This window comes from Nonlabens dokdonensis DSW-6, assembly GCF_000332115.1.
GTDB classification, from domain to species: Bacteria; Bacteroidota; Bacteroidia; order Flavobacteriales; family Flavobacteriaceae; genus Nonlabens; species Nonlabens dokdonensis.
In genome coordinates this window covers 3,522,284-3,540,428 of record NC_020156.1, presented here as the reverse complement: position 1 = coordinate 3,540,428, position 18,145 = coordinate 3,522,284, and the positions used below count along the sequence as shown (strand labels likewise).

At 34.3% G+C, this 18,145-nt stretch carries 14 protein-coding genes; 2 read left to right on the top strand and 12 right to left on the bottom strand.

The window, feature by feature from the left end:
- Positions 1-3: 3 nt before the first annotated feature.
- The gene (locus DDD_RS15600; protein ID WP_015363917.1) at positions 4-1,212 is read right to left on the bottom strand and encodes an RsmB/NOP family class I SAM-dependent RNA methyltransferase; all 1,209 of its coding nucleotides are present in this window, start codon (positions 1,210-1,212) and stop codon (positions 4-6) included.
- A 1-nt stretch (position 1,213) separates the two neighbouring features.
- Between DDD_RS15600 and DDD_RS15595 the strand changes: the two genes are divergently transcribed.
- Complete coding sequence (locus DDD_RS15595) at positions 1,214-2,419, top strand: WD40/YVTN/BNR-like repeat-containing protein (RefSeq protein WP_015363916.1); 1,206 nt, start codon at positions 1,214-1,216, stop codon at positions 2,417-2,419.
- A 509-nt stretch (positions 2,420-2,928) separates the two neighbouring features.
- Here the strand turns inward: DDD_RS15595 and thrC are convergent.
- The 10 genes from thrC to DDD_RS15545 form a co-directional block, all read right to left on the bottom strand.
- Complete coding sequence (thrC, locus tag DDD_RS15590; RefSeq protein ID WP_015363915.1) at positions 2,929-4,224, bottom strand: threonine synthase; 1,296 nt, start codon at positions 4,222-4,224, stop codon at positions 2,929-2,931.
- A gap of 3 nt (positions 4,225-4,227) precedes the next feature.
- Positions 4,228-5,154 (bottom strand): homoserine kinase, encoded by a 927-nt coding sequence (locus DDD_RS15585; protein ID WP_015363914.1) that lies wholly within the window; start codon positions 5,152-5,154, stop codon positions 4,228-4,230.
- A 3-nt stretch (positions 5,155-5,157) separates the two neighbouring features.
- Entirely contained in the window at positions 5,158-7,602 is a 2,445-nt protein-coding gene (gene thrA, locus DDD_RS15580) for a bifunctional aspartate kinase/homoserine dehydrogenase I (protein ID WP_015363913.1), read from the bottom strand.
- 312 nt (positions 7,603-7,914) lie between these two features.
- Positions 7,915-10,116, bottom strand: coding sequence for a B12-binding domain-containing radical SAM protein (locus DDD_RS15575; RefSeq protein ID WP_041567213.1), 2,202 nt, complete (start codon positions 10,114-10,116; stop codon positions 7,915-7,917).
- 117 nt (positions 10,117-10,233) lie between these two features.
- Positions 10,234-10,992: a hypothetical protein gene (locus DDD_RS15570; protein WP_015363910.1), complete on the bottom strand. Its 759-nt coding sequence runs from the start codon at positions 10,990-10,992 to the stop codon at positions 10,234-10,236.
- Between the two features lie 342 nt (positions 10,993-11,334).
- Complete coding sequence (locus DDD_RS15565; protein WP_015363909.1) at positions 11,335-12,282, bottom strand: tRNA dihydrouridine synthase; 948 nt, start codon at positions 12,280-12,282, stop codon at positions 11,335-11,337.
- Between the two features lie 21 nt (positions 12,283-12,303).
- A complete protein-coding gene (locus DDD_RS15560) occupies positions 12,304-12,867 on the bottom strand; it encodes a DUF2306 domain-containing protein (RefSeq protein ID WP_015363908.1) in 564 nt (187 codons plus the stop codon).
- Between the two features lie 89 nt (positions 12,868-12,956).
- Positions 12,957-13,973 (bottom strand): YARHG domain-containing protein, encoded by a 1,017-nt coding sequence (locus DDD_RS15555; RefSeq protein ID WP_015363907.1) that lies wholly within the window; start codon positions 13,971-13,973, stop codon positions 12,957-12,959.
- 14 nt (positions 13,974-13,987) lie between these two features.
- Positions 13,988-14,359, bottom strand: coding sequence for a hypothetical protein (locus DDD_RS15550; RefSeq protein WP_015363906.1), 372 nt, complete (start codon positions 14,357-14,359; stop codon positions 13,988-13,990).
- A gap of 39 nt (positions 14,360-14,398) precedes the next feature.
- On the bottom strand, positions 14,399-15,280 hold the full coding sequence (locus DDD_RS15545) for a substrate-binding domain-containing protein (RefSeq protein WP_015363905.1): 882 nt from the start codon (positions 15,278-15,280) through the stop codon (positions 14,399-14,401).
- A gap of 231 nt (positions 15,281-15,511) precedes the next feature.
- Between DDD_RS15545 and DDD_RS15540 the strand changes: the two genes are divergently transcribed.
- Positions 15,512-15,859: a hypothetical protein gene (locus DDD_RS15540; RefSeq protein ID WP_146250811.1), complete on the top strand. Its 348-nt coding sequence runs from the start codon at positions 15,512-15,514 to the stop codon at positions 15,857-15,859.
- A gap of 220 nt (positions 15,860-16,079) precedes the next feature.
- Here the strand turns inward: DDD_RS15540 and ppk1 are convergent, their stop codons facing one another.
- The gene (gene ppk1, locus DDD_RS15535) at positions 16,080-18,131 is read right to left on the bottom strand and encodes a polyphosphate kinase 1 (RefSeq protein ID WP_015363903.1); all 2,052 of its coding nucleotides are present in this window, start codon (positions 18,129-18,131) and stop codon (positions 16,080-16,082) included.
- Between the last annotated feature and the right edge of the window lie 14 nt (positions 18,132-18,145).

The following is an 18,145-nucleotide window of genomic DNA, read 5'->3' as shown; positions in this document are numbered from 1 at the left end:
TAATTATTTTTTCTTCATTCTTGCCATAAAGAAACCGTCAAAACCGTCTCTATGAGCATATAAAGTTTGAGAATCTTCTAATTCAAAGTCAGCTCCAGCTTCTGATTTCAAAAATTTTTCCACTTGCATCTCGTTTTCCGAAGGAAAAATAGAACATGTAGCATAAACCATTCTTCCTCCAGATTTTACCACACGACTGTATGATTGTAAAATCTCTTGCTGCGTTTCTTTAATATTTTCAATAAACTCTGGTTGTAATTTCCATTTGGCATCGGGATTACGTCTTAATACTCCTAAACCGCTACATGGCGCGTCTATTAGTATACCATCCATTTTATTTTGCAGTTTTTTAATCACCTTTGTAGAATCGATCAAACGTGTTTCCACATTGTGCACTCCTGCACGACGTGTGCGTCTTTTTAATTCATTCAATTTGCTTTGATAGATGTCAGTCGCAATGATTTGACCTTTGTTTTCCATCATAGCAGCAAGATGTAATGCTTTACCACCAGCACCAGCGCAGGCATCCATTATACGTTCTCCTGGTTTCGGCTCTAGATATGCCGCAATAAGTTGCGAACCAGCATCTTGAACTTCAAAAAAACCATCGGTGAACAACTTCGTGCGGAAAACATTTGCACGTTCATTTAAAACAAGAGCATCAGGAAAACGCTCATGAGTCGTTGTTAGAATTTCTTCAGCAATAAGTTTCTCCTTTAATGTCGCAACATCAGTTTTTAATGTATTTGCTCGTAGTACTACAGGAGCTTGTTCATTTAAAGCTGTTATTTCTTGCTCCCAAATGTTTCCTAGCTCTTCAACGCCCATTTCATCTAGCCAGTCTGGAATAGATTCTCGCATTTTACGATTATTGCGCACTTCGTCCAGTCCACCTTTTATGCGTCTTACTGGTGTGTTGAAATATTCTTCCCAAGCTGGTAAATCATGACCTTTTAGCACGATCCATACACTAGTTAGTCTCCATAGGTCTTGTTTATTAAAAGGTTCACTTACCTTTGCAATAGAGGCAAAAAGCCTCTTGTATCTTACAATATCATAAGTAGTTTCTGCAATGAAACCTCTATCTCTAGAACCCCATCGAGTATCTCTTTTTAAAATCTTTTGAATAGCTTGATCGGCATACTTACCGTCGTTAAATATATTGTGCAAAGCATCAACGGTTGCGAGCACTAAATTATGGTGAAATCTCATTTTGCAAAAATACGTTTATTCCTATGGAACTCATGAGAAGGGATATTATTTTTCTATTAATTTCTATAAGAATTTCGCTTTCGCGAAAGCGAGATCTCCACCATCCTATTTACTTTTTCTAACTTATTTTTACTGCATGAAGAAAATTTTATTTTTTGCTCTAATTGTTTTGAGCACAGCTTGTAAAGAAAACACTGAAACTTCTGAGCAAAAGGAGGACAAACAAGAAAGTAGAAACGACGTCACAATAGAAATGACTGAAGTTTTAACGGACACTATAAGTATAAGAGCGCTTGACTATGGTGATGGCGACTACTGGTTTTCTGGAAATAATGGGCAATATGGTAGGATAGATGCAACAACAGGAAAGGTAGAAATGTCGAAGGTAACCTTTGATGAAAATGAAAACATCGAATACAGGTCTATTGCTGTTACCGACCAATATACTTACATCTTAAGTGCTGGTAATCCTGCATTAGTATATAAAATTACACATGCAAACAATGACGTAAAACTGGTTTATACTGAGGTAGAAGAGCGTGTTTTTTATGACAGTATGAAATTTTGGAACGATCAAGAAGGAATTGCTTTTGGTGATCCTACAGAAGACTGCTTATCAGTAATTAAAACTTTTGATGGCGGAGAAAGCTGGGCAAAGTGCAAGTGTACTTATCTACCAGAATTTATAAAAGATGAGGCAGCCTTTGCAGCAAGTAATTCTAATATTTCTATCTATAAGGATAATGTATGGCTGGCCACTGGTGGAGCTGCTGCACGCATCTTACATAGTAAGGATCGCGGTTCTACCTGGGAAGAATATGCTACGCCTATGATTGCAGGAAGTCAAATGGCAGGAATATTTGCTATAGATTTTATAGATGAGAAGCGTGGTATTATGATAGGAGGTGACTGGAATAAGAAGGAAGATAATCTTTATAACAAAGCAATAACCTTTGATGGTGGGAAAAACTGGAAGCTTATGAGTTCTGGTAATGGTCCTGGTTACTGTAGTGATATTGTTTTTGTTCCGGAAACAGATGGTAAAGAATTGTTTGCCGTAGGATCTGAGGGAATATGGTGGAGCGGTTCTCAAGGTGATGACTGGATAAAGCTTACTGAAGAAGGTTTCTATACCGTAAGAATGATCAATCGAAATGAAGGATATCTTGCGGGCCGAAACAAAATAAGTAGTTTCTCACTTCAATAAGCATTCATTTTTTATCAGAAAATATTTTATCGACGAAATACAGTTTAACGGTTTTTTATAAATAGTTTAAAATCAAACACTTGTAGTTTAATAGAGTGTTTCATCGTTCAAAGACCGTCTTTTTTAGTAGATGAACTAAGCAATTCTGTTATATTTGTATCGGTTTAAGTAAATAAGCAAATTAGTTAAAAGACAAAGTTGTTTATTAAAATAAAGCGGTGGAGATCGCTTAGAAAGAGAGGAGAAGTCCTCTCTTTTTTTTTGCTCTTAACTTAACTATTTAACGTGAGTTCGATATAAGAATACTAGACATTTAAAGTTTAAAATATTGATGTTCAACTCCTCGCTTTAGAAAAGGCGAGGACAGATTGACCTCGCCGCACCAGCGACGATGCAATCAGGAGTGGTTGAAAGTCCCAAACCGTTGAAAGAATTCAATTCTATTTATTATAAAAATAAAAATCAAAATAACTTACTGAATATCAATCATTATTACGTCGAACTCACGTCTATTTAGAAAGTAGAAAGTTCTTTAAACCACCATAATTGCTGATTTCTATAGCTACCTTCTTCTTATTCATTAATTCTTTTATTTGATCTGGAAGTGCGACGGTCTCATTAAGAACACGCTCTACGGTAGGTAAAAATTTCGTTGGATGTGCGGTTTCTAGAAAAACACAATGAACATTTTCATTTTCTTTTAAATAATCTTTACAAGCTAAATAACCTATAGCACCATGAGGATCGGCGATATAATTGTATTTCTCTTTGATTTCTATTAATGCTTTCTCGGTTGCCTTGTCGGTGTAAAAATAGGAGGTGAGGTCTTTTTTTAGAACTTCAAAATCCTGATCGTAAATTTCTTGAATACGTACAAAATTACTAGGATTAGAAACATCCATCGCATTGCTTAAAGTTGCAATAGTAGGCTCTGGAACATATTCTTTTGTCTTGAGAAACTTAGTAATCACATTATTCTCATTATTAGCAGCTATAAAATGTTCAATAGGAAGTCCTAGTTTTTTTGCAATCATTCCTGCACAAATATTCCCAAAGTTTCCGCTAGGTACTGAAAAGACCAATTGCTTGTATTTACTTTTTAGCTGTTGATAGGTAAAAAAGAAGTAAAACATTTGAGGTAACCATCGTGCCACGTTAATAGAATTGGCGCTGGTCAATTGCATTTTTGAGGTCAGATCTTGATCTAAGAAAGCACGTTTAACCATATCTTGACAATCATCAAAAACACCATCTACTTCTAATGCTGTGATATTCTGTCCTAAGGTAGTTAACTGTTTTTCTTGCACATTGCTTACTTTTCCTTTAGGGTAAAGGATCACTACTTTAATTCCTTTTACACCTAAAAATCCGTGAGCTACAGCTCCACCTGTATCACCAGATGTAGCTACAAGTACTGTTATCTCTTCTTTATTATTTTGATTGAAATAGCCTAAACATCTTGCCATAAACCGAGCTCCTACATCTTTAAATGCCATGGTAGGGCCGTGAAATAATTCAAGGGTAGAAATCTCATTATTCAATGACACGATAGGAAAGTCAAAATCAATTGTTTCTTTAATAATTTGCCGTAGAACTTTTTTTGGTATTTCTGGACTTACAAATTGTTGAATAGCTTGGAATGCAATTTCTTCACGGCTTATTTGCTCTATATTATCAAAGAAAGACTTATCCAGCGGCTGAATCTCTTCTGGAAAATAAAGACCTTTATCAGGCGCAAGTCCTTTAACAACGGCCTGTTCAAAACTAGTTTTAGGAGCTTTTTTATTTAATGAGTAATATTTCATAAGCTACATATTTAGAACTTTAATTCCATTTTGGTTAATAGGTGAGATATAGGTTTCAAATTCAATCCCTGTTTTTTTGTACACATTACGCATGGCGTGTTCTACATGTAAAGCAGTTGCTTTTCCTTTATTTAAAGTAAAAATACTAGGGCCAGAACCAGAAATAGAACAGCCCAATGCGCCTGCTTTCAAAGCTGCTTTTTTTACAGCATCGTAATGAGGTATCAATTTACTTCTATGTGTTTCAATCACAACGTCATGAAGAGACTCTTTAATTAATCCATAATCTGAGGTATGTAAAGCATGAATGAGACTGCCCACATTTGCCCATTGTTCAATAGCTTGACTTAAAGGTATTTCTTGAGGAAGTACTGCACGAGAATCGGCAGTTTTTATTTCTATTTGCGGATGTATAATTACGGCAAATAAATTTGATGGAGTAGGGATTTCCAGAATTTTTACTGGCTTACAAGATTTAACTAATGTAAAACCGCCATAAATCGCTGGCGCAATATTATCAGCATGCTCGCAATTACTGGCAACCGCTTCTCCTTTCATGGCAAAAGCAGTTAATTGTTCTTTATTATATGGTTTGCCCAATAGTTCATTAAGAGCCACTACAACTCCAGCAGCACTGGCGGCACTGCTTCCTACACCGCTACCTGGTTTGATGTTTTTATAAATCTCAATTTCTATTCCTAGATCTGGATCAAAATCATTAATAAAGGCTTGTGCAGCAACTCCTGCCACGTTATTTTCTATTTCTGTTGGCAAATCATAACCTATAGATTTTGTGATTACTATTCCTTTTTTTGCGACTTGTCTTACTACCATTTCGTCACCTACAGAATCTAGGCAAAATCCCAAAACATCAAATCCGCAGGCAACATTTGCCACGGTTGCTGGTGCAAATATTCTTATCTCTTTCATCTTTTAGTTATTTCCTATTCTTATGATATCTGCAAATAATCCTGATGCTGTAACATCTGCTCCTGCACCGGCACCTTTTACAATTAGCGGTTGCTCAGGATATCTCGCTGTATAAAACATAACGATGTTATCGCTTCCTTTTAGGTTGTAAAAAGGATGACCTACGGGAATTTCTTGTAAACCTACGCTGGCTTCATTTTCAGTTAGTGTTGCTACGTATTTGAGTTGTTGTTGTTTCGCTTTCGCGGAAGCGTACAAAGACTGAAAATGCTGCTCATCTTCTAACAGTGTGCGGTAAAAATCATCTACGGTGTCGCTGGCGTTATTCTTATCAGTAAGGAAAGAATTGTTTTTAATATCTTTCAAATTCATGGCAAGACCGCTTTCTCTGGCGAGAATCAAAATCTTTCTTGCTACATCTACACCACTCAAATCAATACGAGGATCTGGCTCTGTAAAACCTTGTTCTTGCGCTTGTTTTACGATGTCATGAAATTTAGTCTCATTTGTAAAGTTGTTGAACACAAAATTGAGACTACCAGATAAAACAGCTTGAATAGAAACAATTTTATCTCCAGAAGAAATAAGATTTTGTAATGTATCAATAATGGGTAAACCAGCGCCCACATTAGTTTCAAATAAAAATGGAGCGTTGTATTTTAAGGAATAGTTTTTAAGTTTTTGGTAATTTTCAAGAGCAGCAGAACAAGCGATTTTATTACAAGCTACTACAGCGATACTTTCTTTTAAATAATGTTCATATTGCTGTGCTACAGCTGCACTAGCAGTAACATCTACAAAAACGCTGTTACGTAAATTAAGCTCTACGGCTCTATCATAAAAGCCCTCAAGACTAGCATTTTCACCATTTTGAAGTCCTTCTTTCCAAGTTTTAGGATCGATTCCATCAGAATTAAAATACATTTTTCTAGAATTGGAAACACCTATTATTCTGAGATTTAATTTTAGTTTTTCTTTTAGGTATTTACGCTGTTGTCGGATTTGAGCGATAAGTTTTTCTCCTACATTTCCTACTCCTGCAATAAACAAATTAACTTGTTTATGGTTGCCCTCAAAGAAACGCTCATGAAGTGTGTTCAGTCCTTTTTTGACATCTTTTTGATCAATCACAGCACTGATGTTAATTTCTGAAGAACCTTGTGCAATGGCAACAATATTGATATTATTTCTTCCTAAAGCACCGAACATTTTACCACTCATACCTTGCAAATGCTTCATATTGCTTCCTACTAAGGCAATGATCGCTAGGTCGTTTTCTACCAGAACAGGATTCAATTTCTTTTGTTCTATTTCATAGGAAAACATGTGATTGATTCCGCTTTCTGCTTTTGCGATATCGGTTTGATCAATGGCTATACAAATAGAATGCTCAGAAGATGCCTGGGTAATTAGTATAACATTGATTTTATCTAATGCTAACTGCTCAAATAATCGCTTAGAAAAACCAGGAATTCCTACCATTCCAGATCCTTGTAGCGTCAATAATGCAATGTTATCAATATTGCTTATTCCAGTGGCACTCTGACCAGATTGATAGGCATTTGAAGAAATGTAGGTTCCTTTATCTTGTGGTTGTAGGGTGTTTTTAATAACAATCGGAATCTTCAGTTCTAGAACGGGCTGTATGGATGGTGGATACAAAACCTTTGCACCAAAATGCGATAACTCCATCGCTTCTTGATAATTGATTTGTTCAATAGGGTAAGCTTGTTTTACCAGTTTAGGGTTTGCTGTGTACATGCCACTTACATCTGTCCAAATCTCTAATTCTTTACTTTTCAAAGCTGCTGCCACCAAAGCTGCTGTATAATCAGAACCGCCGCGACCTAAAGTAGTGCTATTCCCATTATGAGAGCGCGCTACAAAACCAGGCAAAATGGTAATCTTATGTTTGGATGATCTAAAGTAATTAGTAATATTCTCGTTACTTTCTCTTATGAAAACATGAGCTTTAATGAAGTTTTCGTCTGTAAGGATTAAGTCTTGAGTATTTTTAAGTGAAGCGTCAAGATTTCTAACGATTAAGGTTTCACTGATAATGAATGAAGAAAGCTGCTCACCAAAACTCAATAATTTATCAAGAGTCTTAGGTGACAATTCATTGATCAAGTAAATTCCACTGAGTAAACTTTTGAGGTGTTTAAGTTTTTCTTCTAAAGCTGTTTTTACTTGATAAGAGTTTACTGGGATTAATTCATCTAGTAGTTGAAAGTGCTTTTTTTCTATATCAGCAAGAATATCTAGATACGAAGTGTCACCTAGTTGTGCTAACTGTCCCGTTTGTTGCAATTGATCAGTGATGCCACCTACAGCGCTTACAACACAAATGATTTGATGATTTGAAGATAATTCTTCAACTATTGATATAACACGATTTATGTTTTGAGCACTTCCTACAGAAGTACCACCGAATTTTAAGACTTTCATAATTGAAAAGCTTTAAGAATTGAAAATTTTATTTTGAAAAGGATGCGATAAACTGCATCATACGGACGGAATTAAATAGCTAGTAACCCAAAAGGGTATTACTTGTGGCAGCTGTATTCCACTTAAAAGTAGCTGTTGTACAAACAGTTGTAGAAATAGATGATATGCGAGCTAATGTATTCAGAATTATTAAGTATAAACCTTGGATAAATGTAACGTACTCCAGCCTAAATCCAAATTTTTTCTTAAAAAAATAAAAATCATTTTTTAATAAGATGTAAATACCACATATTCAAACTGTTATTTAAGGGATTATAAAACTAAAAGACCATTCGCTCTTAAAATATCCAATTCTTCAGAATACCAAAACGGCTCAAAAACTCCAAAATTCGATTCGTAAGAATTTTTTAACTGGGAAAAAGTAAGAGTTTTTTGATTAGGAGCACACAATTCTAGTTGGTCTAGTAACCAGTTTCCTTCTTCTTCGGGCAAAGCAATTTCAAAGGAGCTGGTTTTATTATGAAAAACCATGTTTAAAAACAAGGTCTCTTTTCCTTTTTTAGTTTTCACAAAAGAACCAATCAAGGGTAAATTGCCTAACCAGATGATTTTAGAATTGCTTTTTACAGCTTTGAAGTTTTCATTATTTAAACAATCTTCAATATAATATGGTTCAATACTAGTAGGCGGAATTTCAAAATCAAACCATTCTTGCAGTGACATATCAAAACCGATTCCATGCATAAAATTGAATAAGGATTTCTTTAATCCTTCACTAAATTTATCATGATCGATTCCAGTAGCATCGGTAAATTGCACGTCGTTATTGGCAAATTCTATTTCTTTTAAATGTGGAGTAATGCCATAATCCTTAGTATTCATTCCCACAGGACTGTGAGCCGTTAAAGCAAATTGATGCCAGAAACCACTTTGAATGATGCCTAATTCAAACAACTGTCTTGTCATTTCTAGACTATCAATAGTCTCTTGTATGGTTTGCGTGGGATAACCATACATTAAATAAGAATGCACCATAATCCCAGCTACAGTAAAATTTCTAGTCACTTGAGCTACTTGTTCAACGGTTACACCTTTATCAATTAGTTTCAAAAGTCGATCTGAAGCAACTTCTAGTCCACCAGAAACTGCTATGCAACCAGAAGCTTTTAATAAATGACACAGATCTTGAGTGAAATTTTTCTCAAATCGTATGTTGGTCCACCAGGTTACGGTAAGATTTCGTTTTAAAATTTCTAAAGCGACCGATCGCATTAAGGCTGGTGGCGCTGCTTCATCAACAAAATGAAAACCGCGCTCTCCAGTTTGCTTGATCAATTGTTCCATGCGGTCTACAAGAACATTTGCAGCTACAGGCTCGTATAGAGAAATATAATCTAAAGAAATATCGCAAAAGGTACATTTTCCCCAGTAGCAACCATGCGCCATAGTTAGTTTATTCCACCTTCCATCGCTCCATAAACTGTGCATAGGGTTTGCGACTTCTATGACAGAAATGTATTTGTCAAGAAGTAAATCAGAATAGTCTGGTGTTCCTACTTGAAGCTGTTTGTAATCTGGTTTTGTGGCATTATTTTTATACGTAACATTACCATTCTCTAAAACAAAGGTTCTTTTAAACTCTTGCTTTTCAATATGTTTTGAAGAGTTGTTTAAAACATAATCGGTAACTAGTTCCAGAGGTAATTCACCATCATCTAAACAGATAAAATCTACAAACTCAAATACACGAGGATCTTTTAAAGATCGCAATTCCGTATTAGGAAATCCGCCGCCCATGGCGATTTTTATATCAGGAAAGTTGTTTTTGATGTATTGACCACATCTAAAACCGCTATATAAATTACCAGGAAAAGGAACTGACATTACGACTAGCTTAGGCTGTGTTTGTACTAATCGTTTTTTGAGAATAGAAATTGTAATTCTATCTACGTAAGTAAGCGGTTGTTGTAACTCTGTGTAGAGTTCGTCAAAGGAATTTGCGCTCATGCCTAGACGCTCTGCGTAGCGACTAAATCCAAAATGAGAATCCACACAATCTACAATAAAGTCAGAAAGGTCTTCTAAATATAGCGTTGCAAGGTGTTTTGCCTTGTCTTGCATTCCCATAGTTCCAAACGCCCATTCCAGATCATCTACTTGATCAAAACGTGAAGCTTGTGGTAAAAAGTTATCCGTACAAATTTGCCTTGCAAAAGTATCGTTATGACCTTGTAAAAAAGAAATGACTTCATCTAGAGGTTTGATGTAATCGTCTTTTAATGTGTAGATACGCTGGCTGTTCTCACTTACAATACTATTTTGATCGAGTGCATGATCAAATAGCTCAGTCATTCCAGTTTTAGAAAACAACTTTAAAATCACTTCAATTCCCAAATCCATTTGATAGGAATCAATTTCCTTTGTATTCAAAAATCCTTTGATATACGCCGTCGCTGGATAGGGCGTATTTAGCTGTGTAAAAGGAGGCGTAAAAAGGAAAAGGTCTTTTTGCATGAATAAATGTGAGCTGCAAATTTAAGGTATGTGGTGTTTCCGCTTTCGCGAAAGCGGAAACAAACAAGTAAAATTTGAAAATATATAGAAATCGAAATTAAACGGACCTAATAAAATCTAGAAATCATTTGCGAAATAGGAATCAATAAGAACGGCAGACTGTTCAGTTGTTTCAAATTTCCAGTATCTTTTAGTGATGCAACCAGAAAAACAATCGCCCCATCCCATTCTAAAGGTAATTATGTTAAAATTGGGGAATCTTTCAAACTTAATCTTTGATGAAGTTCCTGCAATTGAAGGACTTACAATAACCTGAGGTATAAATGAAATATTTTCTAACCTATTTTTTAAGTAGATCTGGTTTTTATTTTCCAGAAATTCTATATCCACCCAATTGGTAATAATAGGAGCAGACTGAGTGAAAACAAATGGATTAGTACTATAAAAATTATACAATTCATTTGCATTTGACGATGGAAGAATTAAATTAATGGTTTCTTGAGCTCCAATACTTCCATTGTCTACAGCTTTAAATGTAAGTCTTGTTCTTCTGTAACCTGTGTTAGGTTTAATTTGATATTGATTAAAGATACTATCTTGTTCTGGTATAGAAAGTTGATCAACAGAACGAATATTTTTAGCAATTTCAAGAATTTGTAAGGAGTCTAAGTCTTCGAGAGCATAATTAAAATGATTTATGTCATCAATTATTTCAAGTTGATAAATCTCTCTAGCGTCGTCCCAATAATCGCTAATAGGATTATTTATTAAAATTTCTTCATTTTCTTCAATGCTATCATCGCTATTGCAACCTAATAGTATGAATATACTCAGTAGACTGAGTATGTTTTTATTGAAATGCGATAATCTTATCATTATTAATTCTTTTAAAAGTATGGTGAAATCTGACGTTTGCTTGTTGTCAATTCATCTATAATTATAAATAACTAATCTAAATTCTGTTTTTTTAATACATCAGGTGATCAATTACTTACATTTCAATTGCCTTCTTCATGTTAATTGAATGAAATTAGGCGATTTATTATCAATACTAGCGACAAGTATAAAACCTAATTCATAACTAAAAGTAAGTAGAAAAATCCTCATTCAAAAGTTTCCACTGTTTTAAATACAATATGATAAAGTATTTTAATCGAAACATACAAAATAATATGATGATCAAATAATGTAAAACGTTGATAAAATAATCATAAGGTTTTAAGAAACCGTCTTCAAATTATCATTTACCGCTAGGGCATATGCTCTAGGATTGTTTGCTTTTTTGATCGCCTTAAAAGCCTTTTGAGGATTAGGAAAGGTTTGAGACCAGTATTCCCAAAAACCCTGCATCTTCATTTTTATAGGTGTAGGACCTTGAAGAAAGGCGTCGTATTGCCCATATATGGTATCGTGAAATTCACGGAAGATTTCCCAGCGGTTCTCTGGATATTCTTCTGTATCTGCTTTAATCATGCTCGGTAAGAATGGGTCTGCAATGAGTCCACGACCTAGCATCCAGTGGTCTATTTTAGGAAAACGTTCCTGCATTTCTCTAAAACCGGCTACCGTAGTGATGTCACCGTTGTAATAGAGTTTGTGTTTTGACGTCTCCAGACAAGTTTGAAAAGAATCAAGGTCCACACCACCTTTGTAGAGTTGTTTTCCTATACGCGCATGAATCGCAATGCTTTTAATGGGGTATTTTTCTAGAATGGGGAACGTATCCAAAATTTCAGTAGGCTCGAGATACCCCATTCTCATTTTCATAGAAACGATCACATCAGTTTCTGCATGTACGCGATCTAGAATATGGTCAATTTTACTAGGATCGCAAATCAATCCAGATCCCATTCCTTTTTTAGTCACCATAGGATACGGGCATCCTAAATTCCAGTTGAGTTCTTTGTAACCTAAAGATCTAATGTAACGCACGGCGATAAGAAATTCTTCTGCATCGTTAGTCATGACTTGAGGAATTAATTCTGGTACACGATTGTTTTCTAGTTGTAAATCTCGTTGGTACTTAGCGCTTATTTCTGGCTTGTTATTGAACCTGATATAAGGCGCGTAAAAAGTATCAATTCCACCAAAAAATTCATGCACTGCATTGCGGAATCTAAATTCTGTAAAACCTTGTAATGGCGATGAAAGTAGGGTAAAAGACATGATATTTATTACATGGCAAAGTTAGTCTTTGCTCAAATATAAAATGTAGCTTTCTACAATTATTAAATTGACGAGCCATCCTGTCCAAGAAACGATTTGATAGGTATCCATAGGACCTAATTCTATTGTGGAGACGATTATCCATTTAAATAACCGTAAACTTATAGCGCTCAATGTTAATGCATAACTACGCCACATAAAGTTACGATGTTTGATCCAGTTCTTATTTTTGGCCTGAATAAAAGATTTATAAGTAAAATAAAACCATAAAACTGCAAGAATCATAAAGGACAACTGACTTGATAAATGCCCGTTTGCATGATAACCAATTACAAATCCAGAAGGAGCTGCAATTAGTAAAATCAATCCAATATAAACTTTACCAAAAAGACGATGAATATATGTAAATTGATTTCTAAACGATTTTGATAATTGAAACATTCCTATAATCAATACAAAAATACTAGAGTAAACATGACCAAAAAATGTCCATTGATAATAGGGTAGTGCTATTTCTTCTTCTTTTAAGCTTAAAAAAGCAGCTTTAAAATCTATAGGAACATATTGTAATGTGATAAGTACCATGAGATAAGTAAAGAAACAGAGTACTAAGTATAACAGGACTTTAAAGAAGTATAGTAAGGTTAGATATTTTTTCAAAATATTCTTAATGCTTAACCGCGACCAAAGTAATCGTAGTATTCCTCAGCATTTTTTTCATATTTGAGAAGTAATTCTATGTTATGTTTTTCTAAATCGGTTAGTTGTTGCCTTACGTCTGTTGACATGGGTACATACCAAGGCTGTGCATCAAAGTAAACGCGTAAAACTCTTGTTTTAAAGGAATAGCCATGTCTGGCAAATATTGCGTTACGTATAATTCGTAAATCTGATTTGGATAAGTTTTCTACATCACGTTTAGTTAGTATCGTATTTGAAGCATTGATATCATAAATAGCATCAGTTGTCGATGCATATTCTGTGTATTCTTCTATTTCAGCTTCTGTAGGGTCATCTCCGTAATAAACTTCTTCATACTTAGATTTTGATTTAGTCCAATCTACAAAAAGTGAATTTTCGCTTAGATTCTGTTCAGGATCATATTCGAAACGAGCTGGTACAAGTTCGTATTTTCTTTCATTAACTTCTAGATCTCCATTGTAACTGTCCCAAGTTCCTTCTATTTTATCTTCAAATTGCTTGAACTGAAATTGTCCATCAAATTTGTCATCTCCAGGTTCGTTTACAAAATTTTTATGATAAGCTATTTTTCCGTTTTCGTAAACAGCTTCTCTGATACCTTTAAAAGGTCTTTTATTTCCTGCTACCACAGAATAGCCGTTAACGGTTGAGTCAGTAGTTTTAAGAATTACTAAAGTTATTTTGTTGTTTTTTCTCCAGATAAATCCTTCATCTACGTACAGTGAATTATCCCAGTTTTCGTTAGCATTATCAAACATTCCTGACCACATTGAAACATTTTCAATAGTATAAGGTTCACCTTTATCTAGGTTTTTAGGTTTCACAGGAATAGATTTTCTAATTTCTTTTGGAGGTAAAGAGTCCATTTCGTTATAGGTTGATTCAGTTCCCGATTCTATGATTACCTTAGGTTTTGTATTTACTATAGCGTCTTTACAACCTAAGAAAGCTAGAGTCAATAAAAAATAGAAAATAATTTTATAGTTCATTTATTATAATTTAATTAATTAAACCTGATCCTTTGGCTACTCCTAATTTTCATTTTTCCATAACGATACATCATTGCTATAGATGCAATCATATTAAAAATCCAGATGGATAAACCCACAAAAAGAAGTTGTTGTGCTTCAGAATTGAATTCTGTGAAATCGTTAAATTCAGAAATGACTGCAACCAGAAAAAACAGATTGAAAAAGAAAATTAATCCACTAAATAAAAGACCACTAACTATATTAGCAAAGTAAATCTGTAAAGCAAGAATAACTATTAAAATGATGTGAAACAGTTGGATAGAAAACGGCGGTGTGTAACCAGCCAAGAAAATCATGATAATAAAGTAATATTCTGGTAATTGAAGTAAGATTTTCTTGAGCATAATGAGAAATAAAATCTAATAACGTTGAAAAATATTTATTTATTCTTCCTCACCAAATTTAGGTAAATCATAAATCAAATCCTCTAAAGCTACTTGTTTTTCTATAATTCCTACTGCCGTAAATTCTTCTAGAATGGTATCTACCGTGCTTTTCCAGAGCTGGTCATCACTAAATTCTGTGCGCAGCAACCACTGTTGTACATCTCCTACTTGAAGATCGTAATGAGAAGCAATCGTTCTGTCTATGCTAGGTATGTTTTTAAAATCTGCAGTGTAGGTGTTGATGATGTACAGCATTTTTGAAAGTGCTTCTTCTTTTTCTTTGATACAACTCTCAGTAGCAGCAATTACAAAACTAGGCCATGGCGTTGCAATAGTTTCTAATCTTTTGAAAACACCTTGATCTACTATGGGTTGTGTCATATAACGTTCCCATAGGAAAAGTTGCGCTTTATTATTACTCAACGCCTCAACTGCGCCGTCAAGCGTGTTGATCAACTCAAATTCAATCTCTTCTGTTTCCCAGCCATGTTTTTTGGCTAATAGATAACTCATTAAATGAGAACCACTTCCGTATCGGCTTATGGCAATTTTACCATCTTCTAGCTGCTCTGTGCGATCTGCTTCTATTTTCCCTGGTGCATGAACGCCCCAAAGTAAAGGAGAGGAGACATAAACTTGAAGAATACGAGATTTATTGCCAGCAATGATGTCCTTCACTATTCCATCAGTTAATATGCAAGCTACATCTAGTTTTTCTTCTCGTAGGAGTTTGCTCATGCGACCAGTTCCCTCTGGAATGTCTTCCCATTGTAGGTCTATTCCCGCTTTCGCGAAAGCGTCATCCTCAAGAGCTAAGTGCCATGGCAAGTTAAAGTGCTCTGGTACACCACCTATTTTTATGGTTGTTTTTTTATCCATTGAGGCAAAGATAGTGCAGTACTTTTAACTTCACTTTTGTTATACTCTTTAAAAATGATGATTTAGCACTCTTTTATGATATTGAAATTATTATTTTTCAATCCACAAAATATGAAGTTCAATAGTTATTGATGGTATAATCATTAGAAATTATTTTATATCTTAAGCAGTATGGCTCATTAATTGATCTGTTGGTTTCAATATTCGCTCTTTTTATTTAAGTTTATAATTATGAAAAACATACTACCATTCTTTTTATTTTGTTTAACCATAATGTCTTGTTCACCAGGAAGCACCGATGATATAGTGGGTGAATCCAATATAAAAATAAATAGCAACGAAGAATATGAAATTTTATTGAGTCTAGAAAGAGATCAAAGAACTCATAGTATTACAAATCAAGCCGAATTGTTTGAAATCAGTGAAATTAAAACCATCACTAATTCCCAAGGTGAAGAAATGAATTTCTTTACTTTTAAGCCTTTAGATTCATTTACTGGTTTGCAATCTGTAACTATAAGGACAATTGAAACAGACGATAGAATTCTTATTCATCGCTATAATTTCACGATAGAATAGGAGCAAGGTCATAAGTGTCTTCTCATTGAACTATTTGTTTGTATTTGAGGTAATTAATCTATTATTTTGAAACATTTCAAGGCATCTTTTTTTTAAAAAACCATCTCGAAATAATCGTAGCTAATTCATAAGGTATTCAAAACAGCAAATTAGAACTTTGCAATAAACCACAATTTAAGTAGTTGTTTTAGACCATAGAATTAAAGAGAATGAAGTAGCTTTACTTATGTTTTTCTAAAAGGTAATTATAGATTTCTACCTGAGATCTTATCTTTTTTTGATCAGTAGTAGCTTGTACTTTAGGATTATCTTCTTCAGGAGTGTGAAGTCTAGCCTTAACATTATCTTGGAGTTGAATATTTAAAATATCATCTAATTCTTTAAAAATATCTTGATCATAAACCGGTGTTAGAACCTCAATTCTACGATCTAGATTTCTACTCATCCAGTCTGCACTACCAGTATACATTATAGGGTCGCCATCGTTATGAAATTTATAAATTCGGCCGTGTTCTAAAAATCGATCTACAATAGAAGTCATTTCTATGTTCTCACTAATCCCAGTGAGTTGCGGTATTAAACGAGAAAATCCTCTAACGATAAGTTTTATTTTAACTCCAGCCTGACTTGCCTTATAAAGTAGTTTGATCATTCCAGGATCCTCCAGCTGATTCATCTTCGCAGTTATGAAACCACCTTTACCGGTATCAGCAAGTTCAATTTCTCTTCTTATAAGACTTTCTATCGTGCTTCTTGTAGTAAAAGGACTTATTAATAAATGGCTAGCTCTAGGAATGATAAGTTCACCTTGAAGAACTTTAAAAGTTCTTAAAAGGTCTTTTGTAATTTTTTTATGTGCCGTAAAAAGTCCATGATCACAGTAAATTTTGGAAGTTTTGGCGTTAAAATTTCCTGTTCCTATGTAAGCATATCGTTTTAATTTACCATTTTCATTTCTTAAGACTAATAGAACCTTGCTGTGTACCTTAATTCTAGGATAACTATAAATAACTCGTGCTCCATGTTCTTCAAAAATACGTCCCCATTTGATATTGTTTTCTTCATCAAATCGTGCTTTTGCCTCAACAAAAACAGTAACTTTTTTACCATTTTTTAAGGCTCTTAGTAAGGCATCTGTTAAAGCAGACTCATCTGCTACTCGATAGAGTGAGATTTTAATCTCTTCAACCGCGTCGTCTTGTGAAGCTTGATCTATAAAGTTCTGAACATAATCAAAAGACATAAATGGGAAATGAACCAATTGATCTTTTTCAGAAATCAAATCAAAATAAGAGGTAGCATTTTCTAATGCTTTATGTTTTATTACCTTTAATGGAGCTGCGTGAAGTTGCTTATTTTTTGTGGGGTCAGGAAAACTAAAGAAATCATCAAAGTTATGATAAGTGCCGCCCGCAACCATATCTATTTTACCTAAGCCCAAACTTTTTCTCAAATTCTTTTTTACCTTTTTAGGCATTCTTTTATCATACAATAGGCGAGTAGCTTGTCCTTTATCTCTTTGAGAAAGCGATTCATGAATTAAATCGGCTAGAGTACCTTCTAATTCTTGATCTAGATACAACTCTGCATCTCGTGATAATTTAATCTCATAGCAGTTGGTAATTTCTTTATCAGGAAACAAGTCCAAAAGGTTGAGCTTGATCAAATCATCTAAAAAGGCAATAAAATGAGTTTCTTTCTCCTGAGCTAATTCTATAAAACGCTCGTGATCGCTAGATGGAATATTCACAATTCCATATTCTTGCTCATTCTCAAAGGTTACCAAATAATATAAATGCTGATTTTCTAGAAATATTTCACTGCTTTTTGAAGCCTCAACAATGTCTATATGAAGTGACTTTTTGAGTTGATCGAGATAGTATTTTTGAGCAAGTTTCTCATACTTTCCTTGAAGCGTTTCAAAATCCATCAAATGAATGTTGTTTTCTTTTAATTCAGGAACAATTTGGTCAAAGAAAATTGTGCCTAATTCTTCTTGTTGAGCTGCCACTTTAACCAGAAGCTGTTTTACAAACTTAGAAGGGCGCAGCGCAAGTTTTTTTCTTATGCTTTTATCTACTCGCTTTAATTGACGCAATTGTGAGACACGTACTCTAAAATATTCGTCTAGATTTGATGAAAATATGGCAATAAATTTCAATCGCTCGTATAGCGGATTTGACTCATCTGCTGCTTCCTGCAATACGCGGTCATTAAAACTTAACCAGTTGATGTCACGATGTTGTAAAGGAAATTTATCGGTCTTATTCATAAATTGAAAATAAT

Excerpts from the sequence above, each read along its gene's own strand:
- DDD_RS15600 (WP_015363917.1), bottom strand. The coding sequence starts at position 1,212 with ATGAGATTTCACCATAATTTAGTGCTCGCAACCGTTGATGCTTTGCAC.
- thrC (WP_015363915.1), bottom strand. The coding sequence starts at position 4,224 with ATGAAATATTACTCATTAAATAAAAAAGCTCCTAAAACTAGTTTTGAA.
- DDD_RS15585 (WP_015363914.1), bottom strand. The coding sequence starts at position 5,154 with ATGAAAGAGATAAGAATATTTGCACCAGCAACCGTGGCAAATGTTGCC.
- thrA (WP_015363913.1), bottom strand. The coding sequence starts at position 7,602 with ATGAAAGTCTTAAAATTCGGTGGTACTTCTGTAGGAAGTGCTCAAAAC.
- DDD_RS15575 (WP_041567213.1), bottom strand. The coding sequence starts at position 10,116 with ATGCAAAAAGACCTTTTCCTTTTTACGCCTCCTTTTACACAGCTAAAT.
- DDD_RS15570 (WP_015363910.1), bottom strand. The coding sequence starts at position 10,992 with ATGATAAGATTATCGCATTTCAATAAAAACATACTCAGTCTACTGAGT.
- DDD_RS15565 (WP_015363909.1), bottom strand. The coding sequence starts at position 12,282 with ATGTCTTTTACCCTACTTTCATCGCCATTACAAGGTTTTACAGAATTT.
- DDD_RS15560 (WP_015363908.1), bottom strand. The coding sequence starts at position 12,867 with ATGGTACTTATCACATTACAATATGTTCCTATAGATTTTAAAGCTGCT.
- DDD_RS15555 (WP_015363907.1), bottom strand. The coding sequence starts at position 13,973 with ATGAACTATAAAATTATTTTCTATTTTTTATTGACTCTAGCTTTCTTA.
- DDD_RS15550 (WP_015363906.1), bottom strand. The coding sequence starts at position 14,359 with ATGCTCAAGAAAATCTTACTTCAATTACCAGAATATTACTTTATTATC.
- DDD_RS15545 (WP_015363905.1), bottom strand. The coding sequence starts at position 15,280 with ATGGATAAAAAAACAACCATAAAAATAGGTGGTGTACCAGAGCACTTT.
- DDD_RS15540 (WP_146250811.1), top strand. The coding sequence starts at position 15,512 with ATGAAAAACATACTACCATTCTTTTTATTTTGTTTAACCATAATGTCT.
- ppk1 (WP_015363903.1), bottom strand. The coding sequence starts at position 18,131 with ATGAATAAGACCGATAAATTTCCTTTACAACATCGTGACATCAACTGG.